We start from the raw sequence: 20,971 nt of genomic DNA on the forward strand, positions 1-20,971 counted from the left end.
CTGTTATGAAAAGAATAGCCTTACTGCTCGCATTGACATTGGCTACAAACCTGACATTTGCCCAAGAAAAATGGTTTGTACGCTTCACCGACTCTATATCACTGGTAAACAACGCGAATAAAATAGCAACAATTTTTGTCGATGATATCAAAAAAATAAAGCCGGATATCAAGTTTGACATAAAAGCAATCATGAATACGACACCCAGTCTTATTTTTTATAATGAAAATACAAAAACGGTAAACCTGCCTTTGTGGGAACAACTTAAGCCCGAACAAAAAAACTTCTTTTATGAAGTCGCCGGTAACGAAGAATCCGGGAAAACGGCATTTGGGCTTTTTTTTAATGGTTTTTACCTGTCGCACGAATTGGGACACACCTTTCAACATCAGGTTCAAGGCAGTTTACCACAATCCTATGATAGCGAATATTTTGCCAACACCATTGCCATACTTTGGTGGAGAAAACGAATGAAAGAGGTGGAATTAAAGCAGTGTTATGAATATGCAAAAAAAATGTGGTCACAATTACCTAATCCCGTACCAAAAGAGATGAGCATTCAAAAATTTTTTACGGAAAATTTTGAAGTTGGATCTCAAAGTCCATACTCATACGGATATATGCAGTTTCATCAATTTATCCAAATATATGAAGATAAGACTTTAACAGACTTTGATACGTTCATAAAGCAGCACTAAAATAGAAGAGTTGATGGTTACCTTCCCGAAAACTCATTAAAGGTACCTGGCCGTAGGATTCCATTTTTTTGACCAGATCTCGATGGAACCATTTTTTTAGCAACCCTCTTTTTTCCCGCTCCAACATCACCATAAGTTCTGCCCCGACATCTTCGAGATACATTCTGAGTGCCTCGAAAATATCATCCGAAAACAATAATTTGAACTCTATCTTTTTGTAGTTCACTTTGTTTTGCAGCATTTCCTTGAACCACTCCATTTGGGCCTCTCCCTCGTATTCCTTTTCGGTGATGATATGTATTACCTTTATTTCGGCCTGGAAGGCGCCGACCATTTCCGTCAATCTTCGAATGGCATAAACATCCTCTTCCTCAAAATCGGTCGCATAGACCACAGTTTTTAAGGGCATGTAATCGGTATTCTCAGGAATGGCCAAAACCGGGCAAGGCGCCTTCTCTATAAGTGCCTTTGTGGTGCTTCCCATTAGTATTTCGCGTAATCTTCCCTCCCCTTTCATACCGACAAATATGATATAAGCATGCCATTCGGTGGCCTTGGAGATAATACCTCGGATTACGGACATATGTTCCACAGGCTCAAAATGTAGCTTCATGGTATTGGATACTTTTCCCAAGTGCTTTTTAAAAAATCCCTGTAGTTTTTCACGTTCATGACGCCGGGCATCCTTTGATAAATTGGGAAAGGGTTCCGTTAATTGGGTACCCAATACAGTGGGGACATCATAGATATGGGTCATGACCAAACGGATCTTTAAGCGCTTGCAGAGTGCATAAGCATATTTTAAGGCGGCCACGGAATTTTCGGAATAATCGGTAGCGTAGAGTATAGTTTTCATCCCCTTCGATTTTTAAGAATTTAAAGTTAGTATCCCTTTTTTGGACTTGAAATGACAATAGTCATTCTAAGTGAAGGCATTAAAATAAAAGTGAAGAAATTCCGGTTGGCTTACCGGTGAATCATAGTTATCCTTTCCATTCCACCATTTTGGTTTTATGGCCTAAGTATCCGGCCTATTTTTTAATCTCCCGTATTTCGATGCCTCCCTAATTTCGTCTTCCTTTGTTTGTACGTGACTTCGCCCTGGTACTCCTACGCCCATCGGTATTGTGCCGGTCATGGTAGCGCCTAATGTTGTCGTCATTATAATTTCGAATCCGGTGGTATCTGGATCTTCTTAAATTGATACGGGAATACCGGGACGGTAGTACCCGGCGACGTACCCATATTCCCCCATCTAGGTATAGATAAGTCCGTTGGGATAAATCATAGTAAATACTGAATTCCGGGAAATACACATAACGGACTACTTCCAACCTATTTGGGTAAAACCAGGGTGGCGGAGGGCTATTGGGCCTTGATGAAATAACTACAGGGGCACAACTGGCCATAAAAAGACCAAGTACAATTACGACCCATATATTTTCCCTACCACGCATTATCATATGTTTTTATTAAACAAAGTAAGGTACCGGAACAATTATTGGGTATGACCTACATCATTTTAAGACCGATACATTTCAAATAGTTTTGAAGTAAGCATGAAGTATCACGTAGCACTAATTCATTTTTCCAAAGATGGAACAGCCGTCCAATACGAACAAACCCGATTCCCCCGATAATCAGAAACAAAAACCACCTTATGGGGGATATGGGATTTCCTGGTTCTATCTGATGCTCTTCGGCTTTCTGATTCTGTTTTCCATCCTTTCCAATCCTACTTCCAATACCAGGGAAATTAGTTGGTCCGTTCTGGAAGACTCGCTTTTGGCGCAACGTGCAGTAGAAAAAATTGTGATCATCAATAAGGAAGTTGCTGAAATCTACATCAAAAAAAATCATTTAAATGATTCAAAAAATGGTGAGGTGACCGAAAGGTTCTTCGCCACTTCCCAAGGGCCGCAATACCGGATGAACATTGGATCTGTTGAAACTTTTGAGGATAAGCTCTACAGGGCACAACAAGATTTCCCTCAAGGTGAAAAAATCAGTGTAACGTACGAGAGCCGAACCAGTTGGAGTAGTATCCTATCTTGGTTACTTCCCTTCGCAATCATTATTCTTTTCTGGATGTTCCTACTTCGCAGAATGGGTCGTGGTTCTTCGGGCGGGAATCCGCTTTTCAACTTTGGAAAATCCACGGCCCAATTAACTGAAAAAGGAACCAAAAGTACGGTAACCTTTGAGGATATCGCCGGCCTAAAAGAGGCCAAAACAGAGGTTATGGAAGTGGTAGATTTCCTTAAAAATCCCGAAACCTATACCAAACTTGGTGCTAAAATTCCAAAAGGGGTCATGTTGGTGGGGCCTCCCGGGACCGGAAAAACCTTGATGGCAAAGGCCGTTGCCGGAGAGGCACAAGTACCTTTTTTCTCAATGTCCGGTTCGGAATTCGTGGAAATGTTCGTAGGGGTAGGGGCATCACGGGTACGCGACCTTTTTAAAAGGGCCAAGGAAAAATCACCCAGTATCATATTCATCGATGAAATTGATGCCGTGGGCCGTTCCCGCGGTAAGATCAATGCTTTCCAGGCCAATGATGAACGGGAAAGCACCTTAAACCAATTGCTTACCGAATTGGATGGTTTTGGTCCCAATACCGGTGTAATTGTATTGGCCGCTACCAACCGGCCGGATGTATTGGACAAAGCCCTGTTACGTCCGGGTAGATTTGACCGTCACATCTATTTGGAACTGCCTACCAAAGAAGAACGTACCGAAATTTTTAAGGTACATCTGCGCCCTTTGAAACTCTCAAAAAAAATAGACGTTGCATTATTGGCCAAATTAAGTCCTGGTTTTTCCGGCGCGGATATCGCCAATATCTGCAATGAGGCGGCACTTATCGCCGCAAGAAAGAAAAAGGAAATCGTGGAGCTCGAAGATTTTATGGAAGCACGAGACCGGGTTATTGGAGGCTTGGAACGCAAGAGCAAGATAATCTCGCCCAAGGAAAAAGAAATCGTGGCCTATCATGAAGCGGGGCATGCAGTGGCCAGTTGGCATCTTGAACATGTGGATTCCTTGGTCAAGGTATCCATTATACCTAGGGGGAAATCCTTGGGTTCTGCCTGGTACCTTCCCGAAGAACGCCAGATTGTGACCAAATCGCAGTTTTTGAATCAGATATGTGCCTCACTGGGAGGGCGTGCTGCGGAAGAAATCATTTTTAACGAAGCTTCGTCAGGTGCTCTGGACGATCTGGAAAAAGTAACCAAACAAGCCTATACCATGGTATCCTATTATGGGTTGGACGAGGAAATAGGCCCTATTAGTTTTTACGATTCCACAGGGCAAAATGAGCGCGTACTGGGGAAGCCTTATAGCGAAAACATGGCGCAATTAATAGATAGGGAAGTACAAGACTTGGTAACAACGGCCTATGAGCGAACCAAGAAATTGCTCATACAGCATAAGGACGAACTTGAAAAACTGGCAAAGCTCCTACTAAAAAAAGAAGTTGTTGAAAAAGAAGATCTAGAGGAAGTCTTGGGAAAGAGGGGCGTAGAAGTTTTGGAAGGAAGCACAGAAAAAGTAAGACAGGAACGGTAGCGACCAACATCTGCTTTGTTTGAATCCAAAAGAGCGGAATCAATAGCTTTAAATGCATAACATCATGGAAAAAATGGAAAGGGCAAAACAAGTGCTATTCAACGAAGACCTGCATTTTGAACACCAACAATGGCGTTCGGAACTCGCTTTTTGGGAAGATGAGTCAAGGTCGTTTAAAAACCGGTTGGAAGAAATGGTACGCCGTTTAACGGATAAAAACCTGTTAGCCCAATTGGAACACTACCAAAATGAATTTGTGCTACATAATGGAATTATTGATAATCTACAGGAAGACATCGAAATACATGAAGCCCGGATTGCCTCCCAAACCCAAACGGGAAGGGATATGCCGGATACCTTGTTGACAAGGAAGCACCTGGAGTTTAGACGCCGAATGGAAACCCAAAGACAGATTTATGTAGACCTTAAAAAGGAATTCTTCGGATTTCTTACAAAGTATATGTGATGTAAACATTTTAAAGCAAAATGGGCATATGAAAATAGGTTTGGTACTTTCAGGTGGTGGCATGCGCGGTGTGGCCCACATCGGTGCGATCAGGGCATTGGAAGAAATGGATATTTATCCCACCCATATTGCCGGTACCAGTTCAGGGGCTATTGTGGGTGCTTTGTATGCTGCAGGTATAGGTTGGGAAGATATTCTTCATTTTTTTAGAACCGTACAGATTTTTAGTCTTGATAAATACGCGAAGAGCAAGCCAGGATTCGTAGATACCGAAAAGTTCTATGACCATTTAAAGGGATATATGCCCGAAGATACCTTTGAATCCTTGAAGAAACCGTTCTATGCAACCGCCACCAATATTTTGGACGGCACCTTACAGGTTTTCCATAGCGGGGAACTTATTAGGCCTATTTTGGCATCAGCCGCATTTCCAGGTGTTTTCGCCCCTATTAAAATCCAGGAAGGTTACTATTCCGATGGCGGAATTTTAAACAATTTTCCAACTGACCTTATCAAGAGGTATTGTGACAAGATCGTAGGGGTCTATGTAAATCCTTTTGAAAAAATAGGCATCAAAGACTTAAAACATTCGTATACGGTAATGGAAAGGGCCTATAAAATTAGAATGTCCAAGGAATCCCTGGATAAATTTAAAGATTGCAATCTTGTTATTTCCCCTAAGGGCCTTGCGAACTACAATACTTTTTCCATGAAAGATATAGATACCATTTTTAATGTCGGGTATAATGCCGCAGTAAAATCCTTGGCCAACACCAATTGGCTTAAAATGGCAACCGGTGTTTCGGCCAAATCCAAGGTGTGAAGGATTCTTCAGCAGTGATAAAAAAATCCATAGGCAATGCCGTTATGGATTAGAATCATCTTGAGGAGGAACCTGTAATCTGCTTGTCCGAAATAGCCGGACGGGTTCCACGAAATAACAGTGACAGTTTTTTTATTGCTAAGGCAAGCAGTATGTTTTTTAGGGTACCACTAAGCCCCCCTACCCATTGGGTGGGATAAAAATTGCTTTTTACATGGTTAAAATGCAGCTTGATACTTTCCCTATCGATTTCCCGTTTCAGGCTTAAAATCCGTAGGTGATGGTCTATTTCCGAAAACGAACTGTATTGTTTTGCCATCGTTCAGTCAAAATAATGTTTGGAGAATTTTCGCAATAAAGAGCCATTGAGCCTATCCCGCAGTAAATAGCAAATAGCGGCAATGAACACATAGATCGTTCCTACGATAACAAATCCATAATAGAAACTGTCCAGTACCTCCCCAATGACCAGGGAGGCCGCAAGGGACAGCATTAATAAGGCTAATAGGGCAATGGCACCGACCAGTATCATTTGGGCCGAAGTCGTCACCATGCCCATTAATACCCTAAAGATTTTTAATTTATAGTATTCTTCGCTATTTCTAAGATAGGACCTAACATCGGCATCTGTCTCCGTTAGATCCTTCTTCAAGTCTTCAAAGGCCATGGGTCGTTACTTCTGTAGTTGGGCGTTCTTCTTTTTGAGTTCTTCCAATTTGCGTTCGAGCGTAGCAATGATATCATCGGCCTTATAGCTCATATTGCTAATGGTATCCTCTAGTTTTTGCTCAAATGCGTCCTTCTTTTCCTTGGCGGTTTTGGTCAGTTCCTCCTTGGCATGTGAAAGGCGTTCCGTAATTTCATGGCTAGTATCCTCCACTTTGCGCTTAATCTTCCTTCGGGTTTCCTTGCCCTCGTCAGGGGCATATAGAATTCCAATTCCCGCTCCTATAGCGGCTCCAGTTAAAAGGGCCAATAAAATGTTTCCACTATTGTCTGTCATGATTTCTAAGTTTTTAATTGAACAAATAATCTATTTGGTCAAATTTAGACCAGATGAATCTCCAATGGAATGATCCAGATCATTCTTGACCATAATTTGACTAGCACCATACTCACTAAACAAATGAAGGATAAAACTGTACTCTGAGCTCGTTTTTAACCTCCAAGACACCGGGAGCACGGAAAGCCGCTTTTTCGGCTTCCTCCTTTTCCTTTATAGAGGTTACCGTACCACTCAACTTTACCGTATGCCCATCTGCCTTTACCTCAATTTGACTGGCATTGATATTAGCGGAACGTTCAAACGCTTTGGTAATCCGATCCTTCACTTCTACGGGTTTCACTTTTTGTTCTATGCTAATATTGTTGATTACGCCCTTTACGCCCATTAAGTTTTGAACGGTACGTTTGGCCGCCTTTTTCTGATAAGCCCAAGGCAACTCTCCGGACAAATGAATGTAACCGTCATCCACCCTTACCATAACTTTTTCCTTGGGCACGGAAGCGTTCCATTCCAAGGCATTGACAACGGCCTTGGCAATTTCCTTGTCCGTTTTTTTATAATCATCACCATATTTTACCGCGATGTCCTCTGCAACGGCTTTTACCCCTGCTACATTTTTTGCCGCTTTTTCCGCGGCAATTTTTTTACCATACCGGTTTACTACTCCACTTAGGGTAACAATACCGTCTTCGACAATGACCCCCATTTGGGTTTCGTCTATATCGGGCTGCCACGCCAATTCGTCCAGCACATCCTGTTTAATTTCTGCATCTGTTTTCATGATCCGTAATTTTAGGTTAAACATTCAAGTAATCTTGTTTAAAGGTATTGCGGCTTTACATCCACCAAAATGACGTACGTCAGAGGTTGTGCATTTTAACTATTGTTTTTCCGCATATCCGCAATCGGTCTTATTTTCCATCCCCGATTTATGTAATATGGAGAAAGAAGAATGGCTAAGGAACAACTACGGAATCCCTATTCGGAAAGCACCATTTTCAAGATTGTTAACATGACCAAAATCATTTACTGGAATGGGGCCCAAGCCTACTTTTGCAAAAAACAACCATGGATGCCTTTTCTTCAAGTCTGTTGGACAAAGAATCGTGGTTGGCCTATATCGAGGTTCCGACTATTGCCATAGGATCGGGACTCCTAATAAGTTGGGCCGGTTCCGCTATTTTAAGGCTGTACCATAAAAAACGGCCCTCGATTTTTAAGGAACAATTGTTGCTACGGCTTAAAAGGCCCATACTTTTTTTTATTCCCTTGGTTTTTCTTGTACCTGTGATGACCTATTTTAAACTGGGCATTTTATGGGAAAAACTTTTGGAGGCCCTGGTCATTATTTGTCTGGCCTGGATTCTGGTGACCTTGTTGTATTCTCTGGAAGAAGTAGTTAAACAAAAATTCGCGATAAAAGATCAGAAAATTGCAAGCGAAAGAAAAGTATTGACCCAGCTTCATTTTTTGAAAAGTATTGTGGTGGCGATCATTATTACAATTGCGATCGCTTCCATTTTATGGAACATCCCAGGGGCACGGCAATTGGGCAATACTATTTTAACCTCTGCTGGGGTAGCGGGTATCATCATTGGCGTAGCGGCACAAAAATCGATATCGAATCTCATTGTTGGTTTTCAATTGGCTTTTTCGCAGGCTTTGAAAATCGATGATGAGGTAGTCATCGAAGGTGAGTTTGGTACCGTAGAGGATATTACCCTTACATATGTGGTAATAAAAACATGGGATTGGAGACGTTTGGTCTTGCCCCTTAACTATTTTAACGATAGACCATTTGTTAACTGGACGTTTAATTCAAGACCCCTGATCGCCAGTGTTTATTTTTATTTGGACTATACCTTTCCCGTGAATGAGCTACGTACAAAATTGATGGAACTATTAAAAGGCAGTATCTTATGGGATAAAAACAGGGCAGGGCTGTTCTTGACCGAAATCGATAACCGTACTATGGAAGTGAGGGCAGACTTCAGTGTTAGAAATGCCTCGGATGCATGGAATTTGCGCTGCAAGATACGGGAGGATTTGATGGCGTTTATCCAGAACAACTATCCTGAAGCACTACCCAAATTGCGAGGGGTGGATGCAGATAAAGAAACATAGTCGTATAAAAGACCAGGTTCTACCCATAACCCAAGATATAGCCTGCCCATGGCTACGGGAACCGAAGGAGCACCAGATTGAACATAACAAACAAGGCTTATGGCAAATACCGTAACCGATAGAGCACTCTTTCAAGCCATTTTTAAATCCTCTTTGGCGGGTTTCTTCATAGTGGATGCGGATGGTTATATCCTTAAAGTGAATCCTGAAGGGGAAAAGATGTTCGGATATAAAAAAGGGGAATTGATCCAAAAAAACATAGGGAGCCTCTTTTCCGATGGTTTTAAGGAAACCTATAAAATTCGAATAAAATCAGCCAATCCCAGGCCTTTTCAACTTTTGGCCTTGGATAAGGGAGGTAGAACGTTTCCTTTGGATGTGCGTATTGCCCCGACCGTCATCAAGGGACGTACAATTGCATCGGTCTATTGCAAACCGTCCAACGAGGCCCTTTTCGAAAGCGATAGAAAGCTACGCACATTGATTGCCAATGTATCCGGTATCGTTTACCGTTGTAAGATAGATAAGCCATGGACCATGGAATTTATCAGCGATGCCTGTTATGGTATCTGCGGTTATCACCCTGAGCAATTTTATGATAATACAACGATACATTGGGAAGCATTGATTCATCCAGAGGACAAAGCGAAGGTTTGGAAAGAAATCCATCAATCAATTTCCAAAAAAGAGCCCTATCAGGTTACCTATAGAATACGCACTGCTGAAAACAAGACAAAATGGATTTGGGAAAGAGGTTCGGGAGTAACCGATAAAACAGGTAAAATATACAGGTTGGAAGGTTTTATGGAAGATATTTCCGAACTCAAGGAAACTGAAATGGTCCTGGCCAAGGAGAAGCAACGTTTACACCAGTACCTAGATACCGCAGGCTCTATTTTTTTGGTTATCAATACAGATGGCAGAATAGATCTGGTCAATCGCAAGGGCTCTGAAGTATTGGGACTATCGATAGATACTATAATTGGTAAAAATTGGTTCGATAGCTTTATTCCAAAACGGGATAAAAAAGAAATCCTTTCACTGTTCAAAAAGATTATGCAAGGTGATCTTACTCCCCCGGATTTTTATGAAAACTGGGTAGTGACAGCAAGTGGGCAAGAAAGACTTATACGTTGGCGCAATGCTGTTTTGGAAGAAGAGGCGGGCCAGATTACGGGTATAATCAGTTCGGGGGTAGATGTTACGGAGGCAAAAACAGTGCAAAATGTATTAAACATAAGAAATAGGGCCCTCGAGGCAGCGGGCAATGGCATCATCATTGTGAATGCTGCAGATGCCAATCTACCCATCATATATAGTAACCATGCCTTTTCAAAGATTACGGGATATAATAAAGAAGAAGTTCTAGGAAGAAACTGTCGTTTTTTGCAAAATGATGATCGTGAACAGCAAGGAATAGATGTTATTCGGAAAGCGATCAAGGCTCAAAAACCCACTCAGGCCATAATCCGTAACTACCGAAAAGATGGTACCCTTTTTTGGAACGAGCTTACCATTACCCCCGTACATAACGAAAAGGGGCAGCTTGTGCATTTTATTGGCGTACAAAACGATGTGACCGAACGTAAAAAAGAAGAACTGCTCAAGGATAAAATTCGGCAGATTTTAGAAATGATCGCGGAGCACAAACCCCTTGAGAATATTGGTCTGGCTATAGTAGAAGCCATTGAGGGATATTTGAAGAGTTACATGGCCTCGATTATGCTATTTAACAAAAAGAAGGGTATTTTAAACAAATTGGCAGCACCACATCTACCCCAACCTATAACTAATCTTTTGAATGGAATGTCCGTAAATAGGGATAACTGTTCTTGTACCAACGCAGCGCGTTATAAAAAAGAGGTTTTCACTAAAGATGTCGCCAAAGATCCCTTATGGATTGATTACCGGGAATTGGCGCTTCAAAATGGCCTACGATCCTGTTGGTCGTTTCCCATTTTATCCTCCAAAAAAGAGGTATTGGGCACCTTTGCCATTTACCATAAAAAGCCTAAAAAGCCCATAAAGCTACATAAAGAAGTTGTTACCGATCTGGCCCAACTTATGGCCATGGCCATAGAACAGAACCTCATACGAAAAGAGTTGGAGAAAAATAGGTGGCTATTGGAATCCTATGCAAGGGAGCTTGAACAACAAGTCGCGGAACGCACTGATGAACTTAAGGCTACGGTGCAAAAACTGGTAGATACGAATTTAACTCTGGAGAACCAGGTTTTGGAGACAAAGGCAGCAGAAAGCAGGGCATTGACAAGCCAAGCCATGTTCGCTGCAATATCACGAAATTTTCCCAAAGGGGTTATCATCGTATTTGATGCCAATTTTAAAATTGTATATATAGACGGGGGCGAATTACGCCGTTTGGGCTTTGTAAAAAGTCAATTTGAAGGACTACATGTAGAAGATGTCGAAGTTTTTTCAAAAGAGCGAATAGCACGTATCAAAGCAGATATAAAAAAGACTCTGGCAGGCGAGCATCTTTCTTTTGAAATGCGGTTTAGGAATAAAAATTACACGGTAAATACATCTCCCTTAAATAATGGCAATAATGAGGTAAAGTGGACACTCTTTGTCTATAATGATATTACAAAACAGAAAAAAGCGGAGCAGGATATCCGCAATGCACTGTTACAGGAGCAGGAACTCAATGAGTTGAAATCGCGATTTATTTCCATGGCTTCCCACGAGTTTAGGACCCCTTTAAGTGCCATATTGTCCTCGGCCATATTAATCGAGAAACAGAACGAGCCCGGTAGGGAAAAAAAACGCGAAAAATATATAGAACAGATAAAATCGAATGTCAGGAATTTGGTCGGCATCTTGAACGATTTTCTATCCCTAAGCAAATTGGAAGAAGGTAAGGTAGCCCCAAAACCCGTGCGTTTTGATCTTGTACAATTTTCAAAATCCATACTGGAGGAAATCAGGCCTACCAAAAAGCGAGGTCAAAAAATCAATATGGAAACCAACGTAGAACCCATAATGGTCTATTTGGATCCCAAACTGATGCACCATATCCTCGTCAACCTAGTATCGAATGCCATTAAGTATTCACAAGAAGACCAAGAGGTCTCCCTGAGTTTAAAAGACCAAAAGGCTTTTGTTTCCATAGAAGTCAAAGATCAGGGTATCGGTATCCCTAAAGCGGAACAGGATAATCTCTTTCAGCGTTTTTTCCGTGCGGATAACAGTACCAATATACAAGGAACCGGACTTGGTCTACACATCGTAAAGCAATATACCGAACTTATGGGAGGTACGGTCGGGTTTGAAAGTGAGGTGAACAAAGGTTCAATTTTTAAAGTTGAATTTCCGGCATTCCAGTCTCCAACAATGGAGTAAGCCGGTAAAGGGAGTATAAAATAGAACAAGCATTAAGCAAGAATTTAGGATTTTAATGCTACCCCACAATACGGACAAATGGATACCTAACCACCTGTGGAACAAACGGTAAAAGGAAATTACAAAATACAAACTGCTCAATCCTACAAAAATGAAAAAAGTACTATTGATAGAAGACAACAAGGATGTGCGTGAAAATACAGCAGATATTCTTGAGCTTTCCAACTATACCGTGACCACGGCCGAAAATGGAAAAATAGGTATTGAAAAGGCCAAGACGTTTCATCCGGATATCATACTCTGCGATATCATGATGCCGGTTATGGATGGTTACCAGGTTTTGGATGCATTGGGCGAAAAGGCCGATATGGCAAGTATCCCCTTTATCTTTTTGACCGCCAAATCCGAAAAGGCCGATTTGAGAAAAGGTATGAACCTAGGCGCGGATGACTACCTGACCAAACCCTTTGAAGAACATGAACTGTTGGACGCGATTGCCTGTCGTTTAAAAAAGAATGATTTTCTGCGTAAGGAATTCTCTAAAAACATACAGGGAATCCATGAGTTCTTTCAAGATGCCTCGTATTATTTGAATTTGGAATACATTACCAAGGAGTATCGCCCCAAATCCTATAAAAAAAGAGATTTTGTCTTTAGGGAAGGGGATCATGCGCATGACCTTTACTTTGTAGAGAGTGGCACGGTAAAAACCTATAAATCTACCGAATCGGGTAAGGAATTTGTGACCGGCATTAATAAATCAGGTGATTTTATGGGGCAACTTTCCCTTTTGGGCCACCAGGGTACATATTTGGAATCCGCAATGGTCTTACATGATGCCGAGTTATATGCGATTCCCAAAACGGATTTTATACATCTTCTCTATGACAACAAAGAAGTCTCACGTAAGTTTATGGACATTATTTCCAACAATCTGATCGAAGTACAGGAACAATTGCTAAATATGGCCTATACCTCCGTTCGTCAACGCGTGGCCATGGCCTTACTAAGCCTATATAAGAAAGGTATCATCAAAGACGCACCTCATGAGGGCATCGATATTCCCCGTGAAGACTTTGCAGGCATGATAGGTACCGCTACGGAAACGGCTATCCGGACGCTTTCCGAATTTAGGGAAGAAGGTTTAATTGCCATGGGGCATGCCAGAAGGATTATACTCCTGAACAAGGAAAAATTACGGTATATCGTAGATTTCGGTTAAACCAATGTATGATTCTTTTCCCCACTACGGGCCATTCCCAAACTACCCGGCAACCACTTTATCAGCTGTGCCAATACCAAAGAACCTAACCCGAACAATATAGTGACGCCCAAGAGTCCTAAAGGAAAGTGTTCCAAAGAAAGTGCCTTGGCCGTTGGAGGTATGTTGTAAACCACAATTGTAATCGTAAGGGATAAGGCAAGTGCTGCCCAGATCCAAGGGTTTTTGGTCACCTCATTGATGAAAAACGACCGCTTCTGTTTCGGCATATTGAAGACATTGAGCAATTGGGCCAATATCAAAGTATAGAATGCCATGTTGTTAATAATCTCAGGGGATAATTTTAGAACAAAATTTGCGTAGATAACGATACCCAGTACGGAAAGGCTTATACAGAGACCGTATATAGTTGTCATATACCAATCCTTTCTATGCATTATAGGTTCTTTGGGGTTTTTGGGAGGCTGCTCCATACTATCCGCCTCACCTTTGCCCAAACCTAGGGCCAACGCCGGAAAGACATCGGTCACCAGGTTTAGGAACAAAATCTGTAAGGGTAATAGTGGTGAAGGGAGGTTTAATAAAGCGGCCAGACCTACTGAAATAATCTCCGCCAAATTACATGATAACAAATACACTACAAATTGACGGATATTCTGAAAGACCACCCTGCCTTGATGAATAGCAAGTTCTACGGCGGTAAATTTATCGTTCTTCAAAATGACATCCGCAACTTCGCGCGCAGCCTCGGTACCCCGAATACCCATTGCAATACCAATATCCGCCTTTTTTAAAGCAGGTACATCATTAATGCCATCCCCGATCATGCCCACAATATGACCATTCTTTTGGTATAGTGTTATCAAATCCAATTTTTGTTTGGGAGTAACCCGAGCAAAAACAGTAGCTTCCAATAACCCTGAAGGATTTTCTCGATCGTCATTTTCCAAATTTTCAAGGTCTTTGCCCAACACTATTTTGTTCCGGGGTACATTGCTTTCCAATAGGCCCACCTCTTGCGCTATTTTTTGAGAGGTCCCAGGATGATCACCTGTAATCATCAACACCCGAATACCCGCTTTTTTATAAATGCCTATGGTAGGCCTAACATCTTGGCGAGCAGGATCTATGAAGCCCATAATACCAAGAAAAGTAAGGTTCGCAAACAGGTTTTCCTTTTTTAGAATGCTTTCGGTTTCTTTATACGCGAACGCCAATGTTCGTAAACCCTGCAATGCCAAAGTGTTTACCTTTTTATCCCAATCCGTTACATTGTTAAATGGCTTCCGCTTTCCATCTTCAATGATAGTATCGCAAGAGTCTACCAAACTTTCGAACGCTCCTTTTACAAAAACCTGAAAGTTTTCTTTGCCCTGGTTAACAGTGGCCATGAACTTACGAACGGCATCAAAGGGCAGTTCCATTTTTTCGGGATGTTCTTTTTTTATGGTAACGGGATCATAACCCATATGAACCGCAAAATCCATTAGTGCCAATTCTATGGAATCAGTTTGACCATCATCTAAACTTGGAGTTGCATTATTGCAAAGAATTGAAGCTTTCATCATCGTTTCGAAAACCGGATGATCCGTCAAAAAATCACTGTGTCCGAATCTCCAGGGTTCTCCCACTACCATGGATTTATCCTCAAAAAGCACGGTATGTACCTTCATCCGATCTTCGGTAAGTGTTCCGGTCTTGTCCGTGCAGATTATATCCGTGGCCCCCAAAGTCTGTACGGCTTCAAGTTTTTTGATGATAACCTGCTTTTTTGACAATCGTAACATGCCCTGGGCCAAGGCAATGGTTGCTACAACGGGAAGTCCTTCAGGGATGGCCGCCACGGCCAATGCCACCCCGGTTTCAATCATCAGCAAGAGGTCTTTTCCCCGAAAGTATCCCGTAACAACTATTAACAGGGCAAAGCACAATGTCAACACGATTAGCCATTTGCTCAACTGGTTCAATTTTTTTTCCAAAGGGGTGTCCATCTTTTTGGTATCCATCCCCATTTGTTGTATTATTCCCAATTGGGTATATGCGCCGGTAGCGGTCACAATGGCCATGCCCGATCCGGTCAGCACCATGGTGCCCCTGAAAACCATATTTGTTTGATCGGTGATCGGTGTTTTATCGGGAAGTGTTTTCGTATTTTTGTTGACTGCTATACTCTCTCCGGTTAAGGCGGACTCCTTAAGGGATAGATTTTCAACTTCGATGAGGCGAGCATCGGCCGGTACTATATCCCCAGTTCCCAAAAGGACAATATCCCCTGGTACCAATTCCGATACCCCTACCCTGGCTTTTTTACCTGACCGCAGTACATAAATCCTGGCTTGGCCCAGTTTTCGTAGTGCCTCCAAGGAACGTATTGCCTGAAGCTCCATAAAAAATCCGATCCCCACCGAAATCAAAATAACCACAATAATGGCCATGCCCTCCAAAGCATCACTGAAAACAAAGGCAAGGATGGCGGCCACGGTCAAAATATAAATGATGGGATCCATCAATTGACCCGCCAGGATTCTGTATCTTGGTTTAGGTCCTTGACTGGGTATTTCGTTCAAACCATATTTTTCCGATCTTGCTTCGACTTCCTTTTTTGATAATCCTTGTACGCGGCTACTGGCGAATTCGGCTATAGTATCTTCTGCGGAAAGAGCGAACGGGGTTTTGCGCATATATTTGAACTTCAAAGTGCTATGAACGGGGAATGCCCCCGAACCAAACTTATTTACATGGACAAATTTCAGTTTGGGCATGAGGGCATTCCAGATTGGAAAAGTCTTTAATCTATTTTCACCACTTTAGGTGGTTTTTTCTTGGCTTCTTCTTTTTTGGCAAGATCAAAGCTCAAAATACCGTCGTGATAATGTGCCTTGATTTCTTCTTCTTTTACACTCTCCGGGAGTTGTAGGGATCTTTCAAAAGAGTTGTAACTAAACTCCCTTCGGGTATAGTTTTCTTCCTTTTCCTCTTCTTCCATCGATTTTTCCGCCGAAATATTGAGACAGCCATCGTCAATGGTTACATTAAAGTCCTTTTTGGAAAAACCGGGCGCTGCCAATTCAATTTCAAATTTGTCCTCACTTTCCTTAATATTTAAAGCCGGCTCAACAGTTTTGCCGTTCCAAAAACGAGAGGGCAGCATGTCACGAACCCATCCACGATTGTCAAAAAAATCGTCCATATCAAAGAAATCATTAGTCATAAGACCTCCAAAAGGCCTTCTTCTATACTTTACTAGTGACATAACGTTATATTTTAGGTTAAACAATTAATTCATCCTTCCGAAAGTACAATCGGGCCAAAAACCTCAAAATGACCTGCATCAGTGATTTATCGATTTATATCGAAAAAAAGGAACCGCCAAAAGAAGCTATGGGAAGTTATTGCTTATAGTACCCGAGGACAGGTCTCAACGTCACCTCCCTTAATTGTTATTATATAGTCTTTCATATAAATCCTGGGAGGATTTGATATACTTGGATCGAGCGGTAATCGTTCTCCATCGTTTACTGATGGAATCACTCAATTGGAGTCGGGCATCAATTCTCTTAAATGTTGGATTTTCATACCACATGGGGTGTGAATCCCAATGACAGTTGATATAGTGCACCGCTTTTACCACATCAGGGTTATCATCTATTGTCTTAAAAAACGGGACAAACCATTTTTGCCAAGCCTCTTCGGCCTGCTTGGGATTGCCCAATTGCGTTTCCAGGGTATTTCCCGTAGTCTTGGCATCAACATCCGAAATGGTAGGTGAGGCTTCCGCAATAAAAACAGGTTTTCCTTTTTTTCTAGCGAAAGGAATCATTTTTTGGTCGGCCCATCGGTTAAAAAATGAAAAGCCTAACCAATCTACATAATCGTCTCCCGGATACCACGATTCCAAATCACCAGCATTGGGAGACATAAAACCCGTGGATTGCCATACGTAAGCCGTGTTGGTTACTTCTTTTGCCCTACACCTATCCACAATTCTTTTGTAAGCCTTTATGGTGCTTTCCTTGTCATAATGATTCCATGGCTCTCCATCAAACTCATAGGCTATCCGCAAAAAAACAGGGCGTTTCCCCAGGGATAAAAGAAAATTGGCCAACCGATCAATGTACTTATCGTGGGTACCATCGGCAACCTTCTCTTCATGATTTACAAACTGCAGCCCAATGGCCAAGGCCATGTTCGCATAATCGGGGTCGTTTAATTGAAGGGTAGCATTGTAATCGTTATCGCCCCAATCATGGGTTTCATATAGGCCGTCCAACCCTTCCATAATGCGGCCAAAAGAATTCTCCCCGGGATTGATATTGGTATATGTGGTCCAACCGGCGGGCGTATCAAAATGATCCAAATAGCCATTGCTATATTCATCCAGTCCTCCGACAGCTTCCAGTTCTTGGCCAACGAAGAGCAGTACCTGGCCATCCTTGGGTTCAAATTTCGCACGTTTGCGAACCTGTTCCTTTTCAATTTCCAGAGATAGTGAATCTGTCTTTCTGTGCTGCTTTTCGCCACATGCCAGTAATAAGGCCAAGCAGCATATAACTCCTATTTTCATTTTTTTGGGTTTATTTCTTTATACTCGAACCACTCAAAATCGGCATGATGAATATTCATGGCAAGGTCTTGACAACAAATACCCACAAAGCTTCCTGTAAAGGCAGGGCGATACCGATTGCTACCCTCCCTTACGTAATCGTCCGATAAGATAGCGGCATCCAGTTCAAGACCCAATTTTTCAAATTTGTCTTCCCCGAGTCCAAAATAAAACTGAAGCTTGTCCCGATTCATTTCGCCCCGTAAGAGAATGGATTCTTCATCCCTCACCGCTACCAATTTTTCCTGAAAGCTCATTTTGAAATTATCCGAGGAAATAACACCCAAGTACTTTTGGGTTCCTGAATCATTGGAAGTGATATAGGCATAGTGATAATGACCGGTATTGTAATAAAATACCAGACCGGCCATATGTAGCATGTTCTCCGGTCGAAAATCAATGGAGGTTGTCACTTGCACATGAAAATCTTGGATTCTTCGGGCCAGTAAACTTTGATGATGCAAAGAGTTCAAGGACTCCCTACCATATAACCTTAGGAATCCCTTTCTGGCCGTAAGGCTACGCCAATCGTCGGTAATCGGTATGCGTAAGGATTGAAAATCCAAGGGGATTTCTTTTCGGTCAAAAATGACCCTGTCAGAATTCGTTTCTTGAGGGAATTGGGGGAGATCGGGAGCCGGAATTTTCAAACGGGGTATACATCCTCCTTCCTTTAAATAAGGCCAATCCTCTTTCCAAATGACTTCCTCAATAGCCGTTTCCCTCCCCAAAGTGCAATTCCCATGGGTCGTTAAAGGTCGCCCTACCAAAAAAACGGCATACCAATCGCCTTTTTGGGTCCGGACCAAATCCCCATGTCCACACTTCTGTAACGGGTGATCCTTTTTGGCCGCTGCGGATACAAAAGGGTTTTCGGGGTGAAACTCATAAGGGCCAAAAATATCCTTGCTACGCCCGATGCTCATGGCATGACCATATTCCGTACCTCCTTCCGCCAGTACCAGATAATAATATCCATTTTCCCTGTACAGATGGGGGCCTTCGGAAAGGCCCAAAGCCGTACCCTCGGTAAGATAATGCACTTTACCGATCAATCTTTGGTCAATCGGGTCATATTCCTGCATTTCTATTCCTCCAAAAAATTTACCGTTTCGATGATCGACCAGCATATTGAGAAACCATTTTTTTCTGTCGGAATCGTGAAAGAGCGAGCCATCAAAACCCCTGGAAGACAAATAAACGGGTTCGCTCCAGTCGCCTTTGACATCCTTTGCGGTGACCAAGTAATTGGGGGTATCCTTCCAGACACCGTCAAAAGAGCGTACATTGGTGTATACCAAATAAAAAGTACCCTTATCATAGGAGAGGCATGGCGCCCATACCCCACAGGAATCCGGGTTGCCCTTCATATCCAATTGAGAGGGACGATTTAACGGTCGGGCGATCAGCTTCCAATTCTTAAGGTCTTTGGAATGATGGATCTGTACCCCCGGGAACCATTCAAAGGTCGATGTAGCGATGTAATAGTCCTCACCTACCCTACAAATCGACGGATCGGGATTGAATCCCCGCAATATTGGATTTTGTATATAATTCATCGTCCTATCAATTCCATTTCAAGCTGTTCCAAGGACTTCCCCTTGGTTTCCGGCAATATTCTAAACAGGATGAAAAATCCGACTACGGCAATCATTCCAAAAATAAAAAAGCTCATGGCATTGCCTAAGTTGGATAGTTCCCAAGGAAACACTTGCTGTACGAGCCAACTGGCAAAACTATTTACAAAACCGATGACACCTATGGCCAACCCCCTGTATTTGTTGGGATACATTTCCGATAGTAGCACCCACATTACAGGACCCAGGGAAAAAGCGAAACAGGCGATAAATCCTAAGATTCCTATTAGAATCAAGGTGGCGTTCATTTCGGTAGCCGCCTCGATCAAAACACCTTCGTTTTTTGCATATACTTGGGTTCCCAAAGCTGATTTCATGGCATTCTTAAAATCAACATCATTATCAAATTTCTTATCCGCGAATCGGGTCAAAGCGTTTTTGTCAACATTTTCCAACTGCGCGATTTCTGAGGACTTCAATTCATAGGTGGCGTTATTGAATCCATACCCACACAAAAGCATACTTATGGCAATACCCGCAATGCCAAAAAGCAGCAAGGGCCGTCTTCCGAGCTTATCGATCAAAAACATGGCGACTATAGTGAAAACCACAGTGGTAAAACTCAAAAAAACCCCCGAGGTAAAAGCCGCGTCCGTACCGATACCCGTTTGCTTAAAAATGGACGTGGCATAGAAATATATGGCGTTTATACCCGTAATCTGTTGTAGAATTCCAATGACAAGGCCAACCATAAAAATAAATCGAAGGGCCGGCTTTATCAATTCTCCTATGGATACTTTGGTGGTATCCTTTTGTTCACGAATGTTTTTTTCGATCGAGTCGATCTCTTCCTTGGCTTTTTCATGGCCGTGCAATTGCTTCAAAACGAGGTTCGCATCCGCAACCTTGCCTCGCATATATAACCAACGCGGGCTCCTTGGCACAAAGAACATAAATATAAAATAGAGCAGGGCCGGCACCAACTCAACACCCAACATCCATCGCCAAACCGTATCTTCCGTAAGAAATGAATCCCCTGAACTATATATCTTATTGAAGTAATAATTACTTAAAAAAGCGGCAAAAAAACCGAGAACGATATTCAATTGCTGAATGGAGACCAATTTTCCGCGATTTTCGGCATTGGAAATCTCGGCAATATAGGTCGGTGCCAATATAAGTGCGGCCCCGAATGCCAAACCACCTATCATACGTGCGATGTACAGCATTTCGTAGGAAGAGGCATAAGCGGAAAAAAGTGCCGAAACGGCATATAAAAAGGCAACAATAATCAATATCCTTTTTCGTCCTACCCTATCACTGAGACGGCCGGATATCAGCATCGCGATCATTGCAGAAAAAGAAGGCGAACTTACGGCCCAACCGGTCTGGGCATCGTTCAAATCAAATTCGGGACCGGCATAGGACATGACGCCCGAGATGATACCGGCATCAAAACCAAATAAAAATCCTCCCAGAGAGACGACAAAGGCTATAAACAAGGTTCTTTTGGTCATATTTT

18 protein-coding genes are annotated in these 20,971 nt (G+C 42.3%); 7 read left to right on the forward strand and 11 right to left on the reverse strand.

What is annotated here, in order from left to right:
• The first annotated feature begins 5 nt into the window (after positions 1–5).
• Positions 6–698 (forward strand): hypothetical protein, encoded by a 693-nt coding sequence (locus ACO06Y_RS20870; RefSeq protein ID WP_422080982.1) that lies wholly within the window; start codon positions 6–8, stop codon positions 696–698.
• Here the strand turns inward: ACO06Y_RS20870 and ACO06Y_RS20875 are convergent.
• Together ACO06Y_RS20875 and ACO06Y_RS20880 are read right to left on the reverse strand one after the other, a co-directional pair.
• Positions 682–1,554 carry a universal stress protein gene (locus ACO06Y_RS20875; RefSeq protein WP_422080983.1) on the reverse strand — a complete coding sequence of 291 codons (873 nt, stop codon included), beginning with the start codon at positions 1,552–1,554 and terminating at the stop codon, positions 682–684. The genes ACO06Y_RS20870 and ACO06Y_RS20875 overlap by 17 nt on opposite strands.
• Before the next feature lie 208 nt (positions 1,555–1,762).
• The gene (locus tag ACO06Y_RS20880; protein WP_422080984.1) at positions 1,763–2,155 is read right to left on the reverse strand and encodes a hypothetical protein; all 393 of its coding nucleotides are present in this window, start codon (positions 2,153–2,155) and stop codon (positions 1,763–1,765) included.
• A gap of 139 nt (positions 2,156–2,294) precedes the next feature.
• Between ACO06Y_RS20880 and ftsH the strand changes: the two genes are divergently transcribed.
• From ftsH to ACO06Y_RS20895, 3 genes are all read left to right on the forward strand, one after another.
• Positions 2,295–4,268: an ATP-dependent zinc metalloprotease FtsH gene (ftsH, locus tag ACO06Y_RS20885; protein ID WP_422080985.1), complete on the forward strand. Its 1,974-nt coding sequence runs from the start codon at positions 2,295–2,297 to the stop codon at positions 4,266–4,268.
• Between the two features lie 64 nt (positions 4,269–4,332).
• Positions 4,333–4,734, forward strand: coding sequence for a hypothetical protein (locus ACO06Y_RS20890; RefSeq protein ID WP_422080986.1), 402 nt, complete (start codon positions 4,333–4,335; stop codon positions 4,732–4,734).
• Between the two features lie 28 nt (positions 4,735–4,762).
• Positions 4,763–5,557: a patatin-like phospholipase family protein gene (locus ACO06Y_RS20895; RefSeq protein ID WP_422080987.1), complete on the forward strand. Its 795-nt coding sequence runs from the start codon at positions 4,763–4,765 to the stop codon at positions 5,555–5,557.
• A 55-nt stretch (positions 5,558–5,612) separates the two neighbouring features.
• On the opposite strand, the gene ACO06Y_RS20900 is transcribed toward ACO06Y_RS20895, so the two are convergent.
• From ACO06Y_RS20900 to ACO06Y_RS20915, 4 genes are all read right to left on the reverse strand, one after another.
• The gene (locus ACO06Y_RS20900; protein WP_422080988.1) at positions 5,613–5,876 is read right to left on the reverse strand and encodes a DUF6327 family protein; all 264 of its coding nucleotides are present in this window, start codon (positions 5,874–5,876) and stop codon (positions 5,613–5,615) included.
• A 3-nt stretch (positions 5,877–5,879) separates the two neighbouring features.
• A complete protein-coding gene (locus tag ACO06Y_RS20905) occupies positions 5,880–6,224 on the reverse strand; it encodes a hypothetical protein (RefSeq protein WP_422080989.1) in 345 nt (114 codons plus the stop codon).
• A gap of 6 nt (positions 6,225–6,230) precedes the next feature.
• Positions 6,231–6,560, reverse strand: a complete 330-nt coding sequence (locus tag ACO06Y_RS20910; protein WP_422080990.1) for a YtxH domain-containing protein — start codon at positions 6,558–6,560, stop codon at positions 6,231–6,233.
• 115 nt (positions 6,561–6,675) lie between these two features.
• Positions 6,676–7,344, reverse strand: a complete 669-nt coding sequence (locus tag ACO06Y_RS20915; protein WP_422080991.1) for a BON domain-containing protein — start codon at positions 7,342–7,344, stop codon at positions 6,676–6,678.
• Between the two features lie 287 nt (positions 7,345–7,631).
• Between ACO06Y_RS20915 and ACO06Y_RS20920 the strand changes: the two genes are divergently transcribed.
• The 3 genes from ACO06Y_RS20920 to ACO06Y_RS20930 all read left to right on the forward strand — a co-directional run bounded on the left by ACO06Y_RS20920 (position 7,632) and on the right by ACO06Y_RS20930 (position 13,269).
• The gene (locus ACO06Y_RS20920; protein WP_422080992.1) at positions 7,632–8,687 is read left to right on the forward strand and encodes a mechanosensitive ion channel family protein; all 1,056 of its coding nucleotides are present in this window, start codon (positions 7,632–7,634) and stop codon (positions 8,685–8,687) included.
• A 99-nt stretch (positions 8,688–8,786) separates the two neighbouring features.
• Complete coding sequence (locus ACO06Y_RS20925; RefSeq protein ID WP_422080993.1) at positions 8,787–12,047, forward strand: PAS domain S-box protein; 3,261 nt, start codon at positions 8,787–8,789, stop codon at positions 12,045–12,047.
• Between the two features lie 151 nt (positions 12,048–12,198).
• A complete protein-coding gene (locus ACO06Y_RS20930; protein WP_422080994.1) occupies positions 12,199–13,269 on the forward strand; it encodes a response regulator in 1,071 nt (356 codons plus the stop codon).
• Here the strand turns inward: ACO06Y_RS20930 and ACO06Y_RS20935 are convergent.
• The 5 genes from ACO06Y_RS20935 to ACO06Y_RS20955 all read right to left on the reverse strand — a co-directional run bounded on the left by ACO06Y_RS20935 (position 13,266) and on the right by ACO06Y_RS20955 (position 20,966).
• Positions 13,266–16,031: a cation-translocating P-type ATPase gene (locus tag ACO06Y_RS20935; RefSeq protein ID WP_422080995.1), complete on the reverse strand. Its 2,766-nt coding sequence runs from the start codon at positions 16,029–16,031 to the stop codon at positions 13,266–13,268. The genes ACO06Y_RS20930 and ACO06Y_RS20935 overlap by 4 nt on opposite strands.
• Before the next feature lie 26 nt (positions 16,032–16,057).
• The gene (locus ACO06Y_RS20940) at positions 16,058–16,522 is read right to left on the reverse strand and encodes an Hsp20/alpha crystallin family protein (protein ID WP_422080996.1); all 465 of its coding nucleotides are present in this window, start codon (positions 16,520–16,522) and stop codon (positions 16,058–16,060) included.
• A 180-nt stretch (positions 16,523–16,702) separates the two neighbouring features.
• A complete protein-coding gene (locus tag ACO06Y_RS20945; RefSeq protein WP_422080997.1) occupies positions 16,703–17,833 on the reverse strand; it encodes a glycoside hydrolase family 26 protein in 1,131 nt (376 codons plus the stop codon).
• On the reverse strand, positions 17,830–19,431 hold the full coding sequence (locus tag ACO06Y_RS20950) for a glycoside hydrolase family 43 protein (RefSeq protein ID WP_422080998.1): 1,602 nt from the start codon (positions 19,429–19,431) through the stop codon (positions 17,830–17,832). The genes ACO06Y_RS20945 and ACO06Y_RS20950 overlap by 4 nt, the downstream gene beginning before the upstream one ends.
• Positions 19,428–20,966 (reverse strand): sugar porter family MFS transporter, encoded by a 1,539-nt coding sequence (locus ACO06Y_RS20955; RefSeq protein WP_422080999.1) that lies wholly within the window; start codon positions 20,964–20,966, stop codon positions 19,428–19,430. Before ACO06Y_RS20955 ends, ACO06Y_RS20950 begins: the two co-directional genes overlap by 4 nt.
• Positions 20,967–20,971 lie beyond the last annotated feature (5 nt).

It is taken from the genome of Ulvibacterium sp., assembly GCF_965228935.1.
GTDB lineage: Bacteria > Bacteroidota > Bacteroidia > Flavobacteriales > Flavobacteriaceae > Ulvibacterium.

Excerpts from the sequence above, each read along its gene's own strand:
- ACO06Y_RS20905 (WP_422080989.1), bottom strand. The coding sequence starts at position 6,224 with ATGGCCTTTGAAGACTTGAAGAAGGATCTAACGGAGACAGATGCCGAT.
- ACO06Y_RS20915 (WP_422080991.1), bottom strand. The coding sequence starts at position 7,344 with ATGAAAACAGATGCAGAAATTAAACAGGATGTGCTGGACGAATTGGCG.
- ACO06Y_RS20910 (WP_422080990.1), bottom strand. The coding sequence starts at position 6,560 with ATGACAGACAATAGTGGAAACATTTTATTGGCCCTTTTAACTGGAGCC.
- ACO06Y_RS20920 (WP_422080992.1), top strand. The coding sequence starts at position 7,632 with ATGGATGCCTTTTCTTCAAGTCTGTTGGACAAAGAATCGTGGTTGGCC.
- ACO06Y_RS20880 (WP_422080984.1), bottom strand. The coding sequence starts at position 2,155 with ATGCGTGGTAGGGAAAATATATGGGTCGTAATTGTACTTGGTCTTTTT.
- ACO06Y_RS20940 (WP_422080996.1), bottom strand. The coding sequence starts at position 16,522 with ATGTCACTAGTAAAGTATAGAAGAAGGCCTTTTGGAGGTCTTATGACT.
- ACO06Y_RS20925 (WP_422080993.1), top strand. The coding sequence starts at position 8,787 with ATGGCAAATACCGTAACCGATAGAGCACTCTTTCAAGCCATTTTTAAA.
- ACO06Y_RS20900 (WP_422080988.1), bottom strand. The coding sequence starts at position 5,876 with ATGGCAAAACAATACAGTTCGTTTTCGGAAATAGACCATCACCTACGG.
- ftsH (WP_422080985.1), top strand. The coding sequence starts at position 2,295 with ATGGAACAGCCGTCCAATACGAACAAACCCGATTCCCCCGATAATCAG.
- ACO06Y_RS20955 (WP_422080999.1), bottom strand. The coding sequence starts at position 20,966 with ATGACCAAAAGAACCTTGTTTATAGCCTTTGTCGTCTCTCTGGGAGGA.
- ACO06Y_RS20870 (WP_422080982.1), top strand. The coding sequence starts at position 6 with ATGAAAAGAATAGCCTTACTGCTCGCATTGACATTGGCTACAAACCTG.
- ACO06Y_RS20890 (WP_422080986.1), top strand. The coding sequence starts at position 4,333 with ATGGAAAAAATGGAAAGGGCAAAACAAGTGCTATTCAACGAAGACCTG.
- ACO06Y_RS20875 (WP_422080983.1), bottom strand. The coding sequence starts at position 1,554 with ATGAAAACTATACTCTACGCTACCGATTATTCCGAAAATTCCGTGGCC.
- ACO06Y_RS20950 (WP_422080998.1), bottom strand. The coding sequence starts at position 19,431 with ATGAATTATATACAAAATCCAATATTGCGGGGATTCAATCCCGATCCG.
- ACO06Y_RS20945 (WP_422080997.1), bottom strand. The coding sequence starts at position 17,833 with ATGAAAATAGGAGTTATATGCTGCTTGGCCTTATTACTGGCATGTGGC.
- ACO06Y_RS20935 (WP_422080995.1), bottom strand. The coding sequence starts at position 16,031 with ATGCCCAAACTGAAATTTGTCCATGTAAATAAGTTTGGTTCGGGGGCA.
- ACO06Y_RS20930 (WP_422080994.1), top strand. The coding sequence starts at position 12,199 with ATGAAAAAAGTACTATTGATAGAAGACAACAAGGATGTGCGTGAAAAT.
- ACO06Y_RS20895 (WP_422080987.1), top strand. The coding sequence starts at position 4,763 with ATGAAAATAGGTTTGGTACTTTCAGGTGGTGGCATGCGCGGTGTGGCC.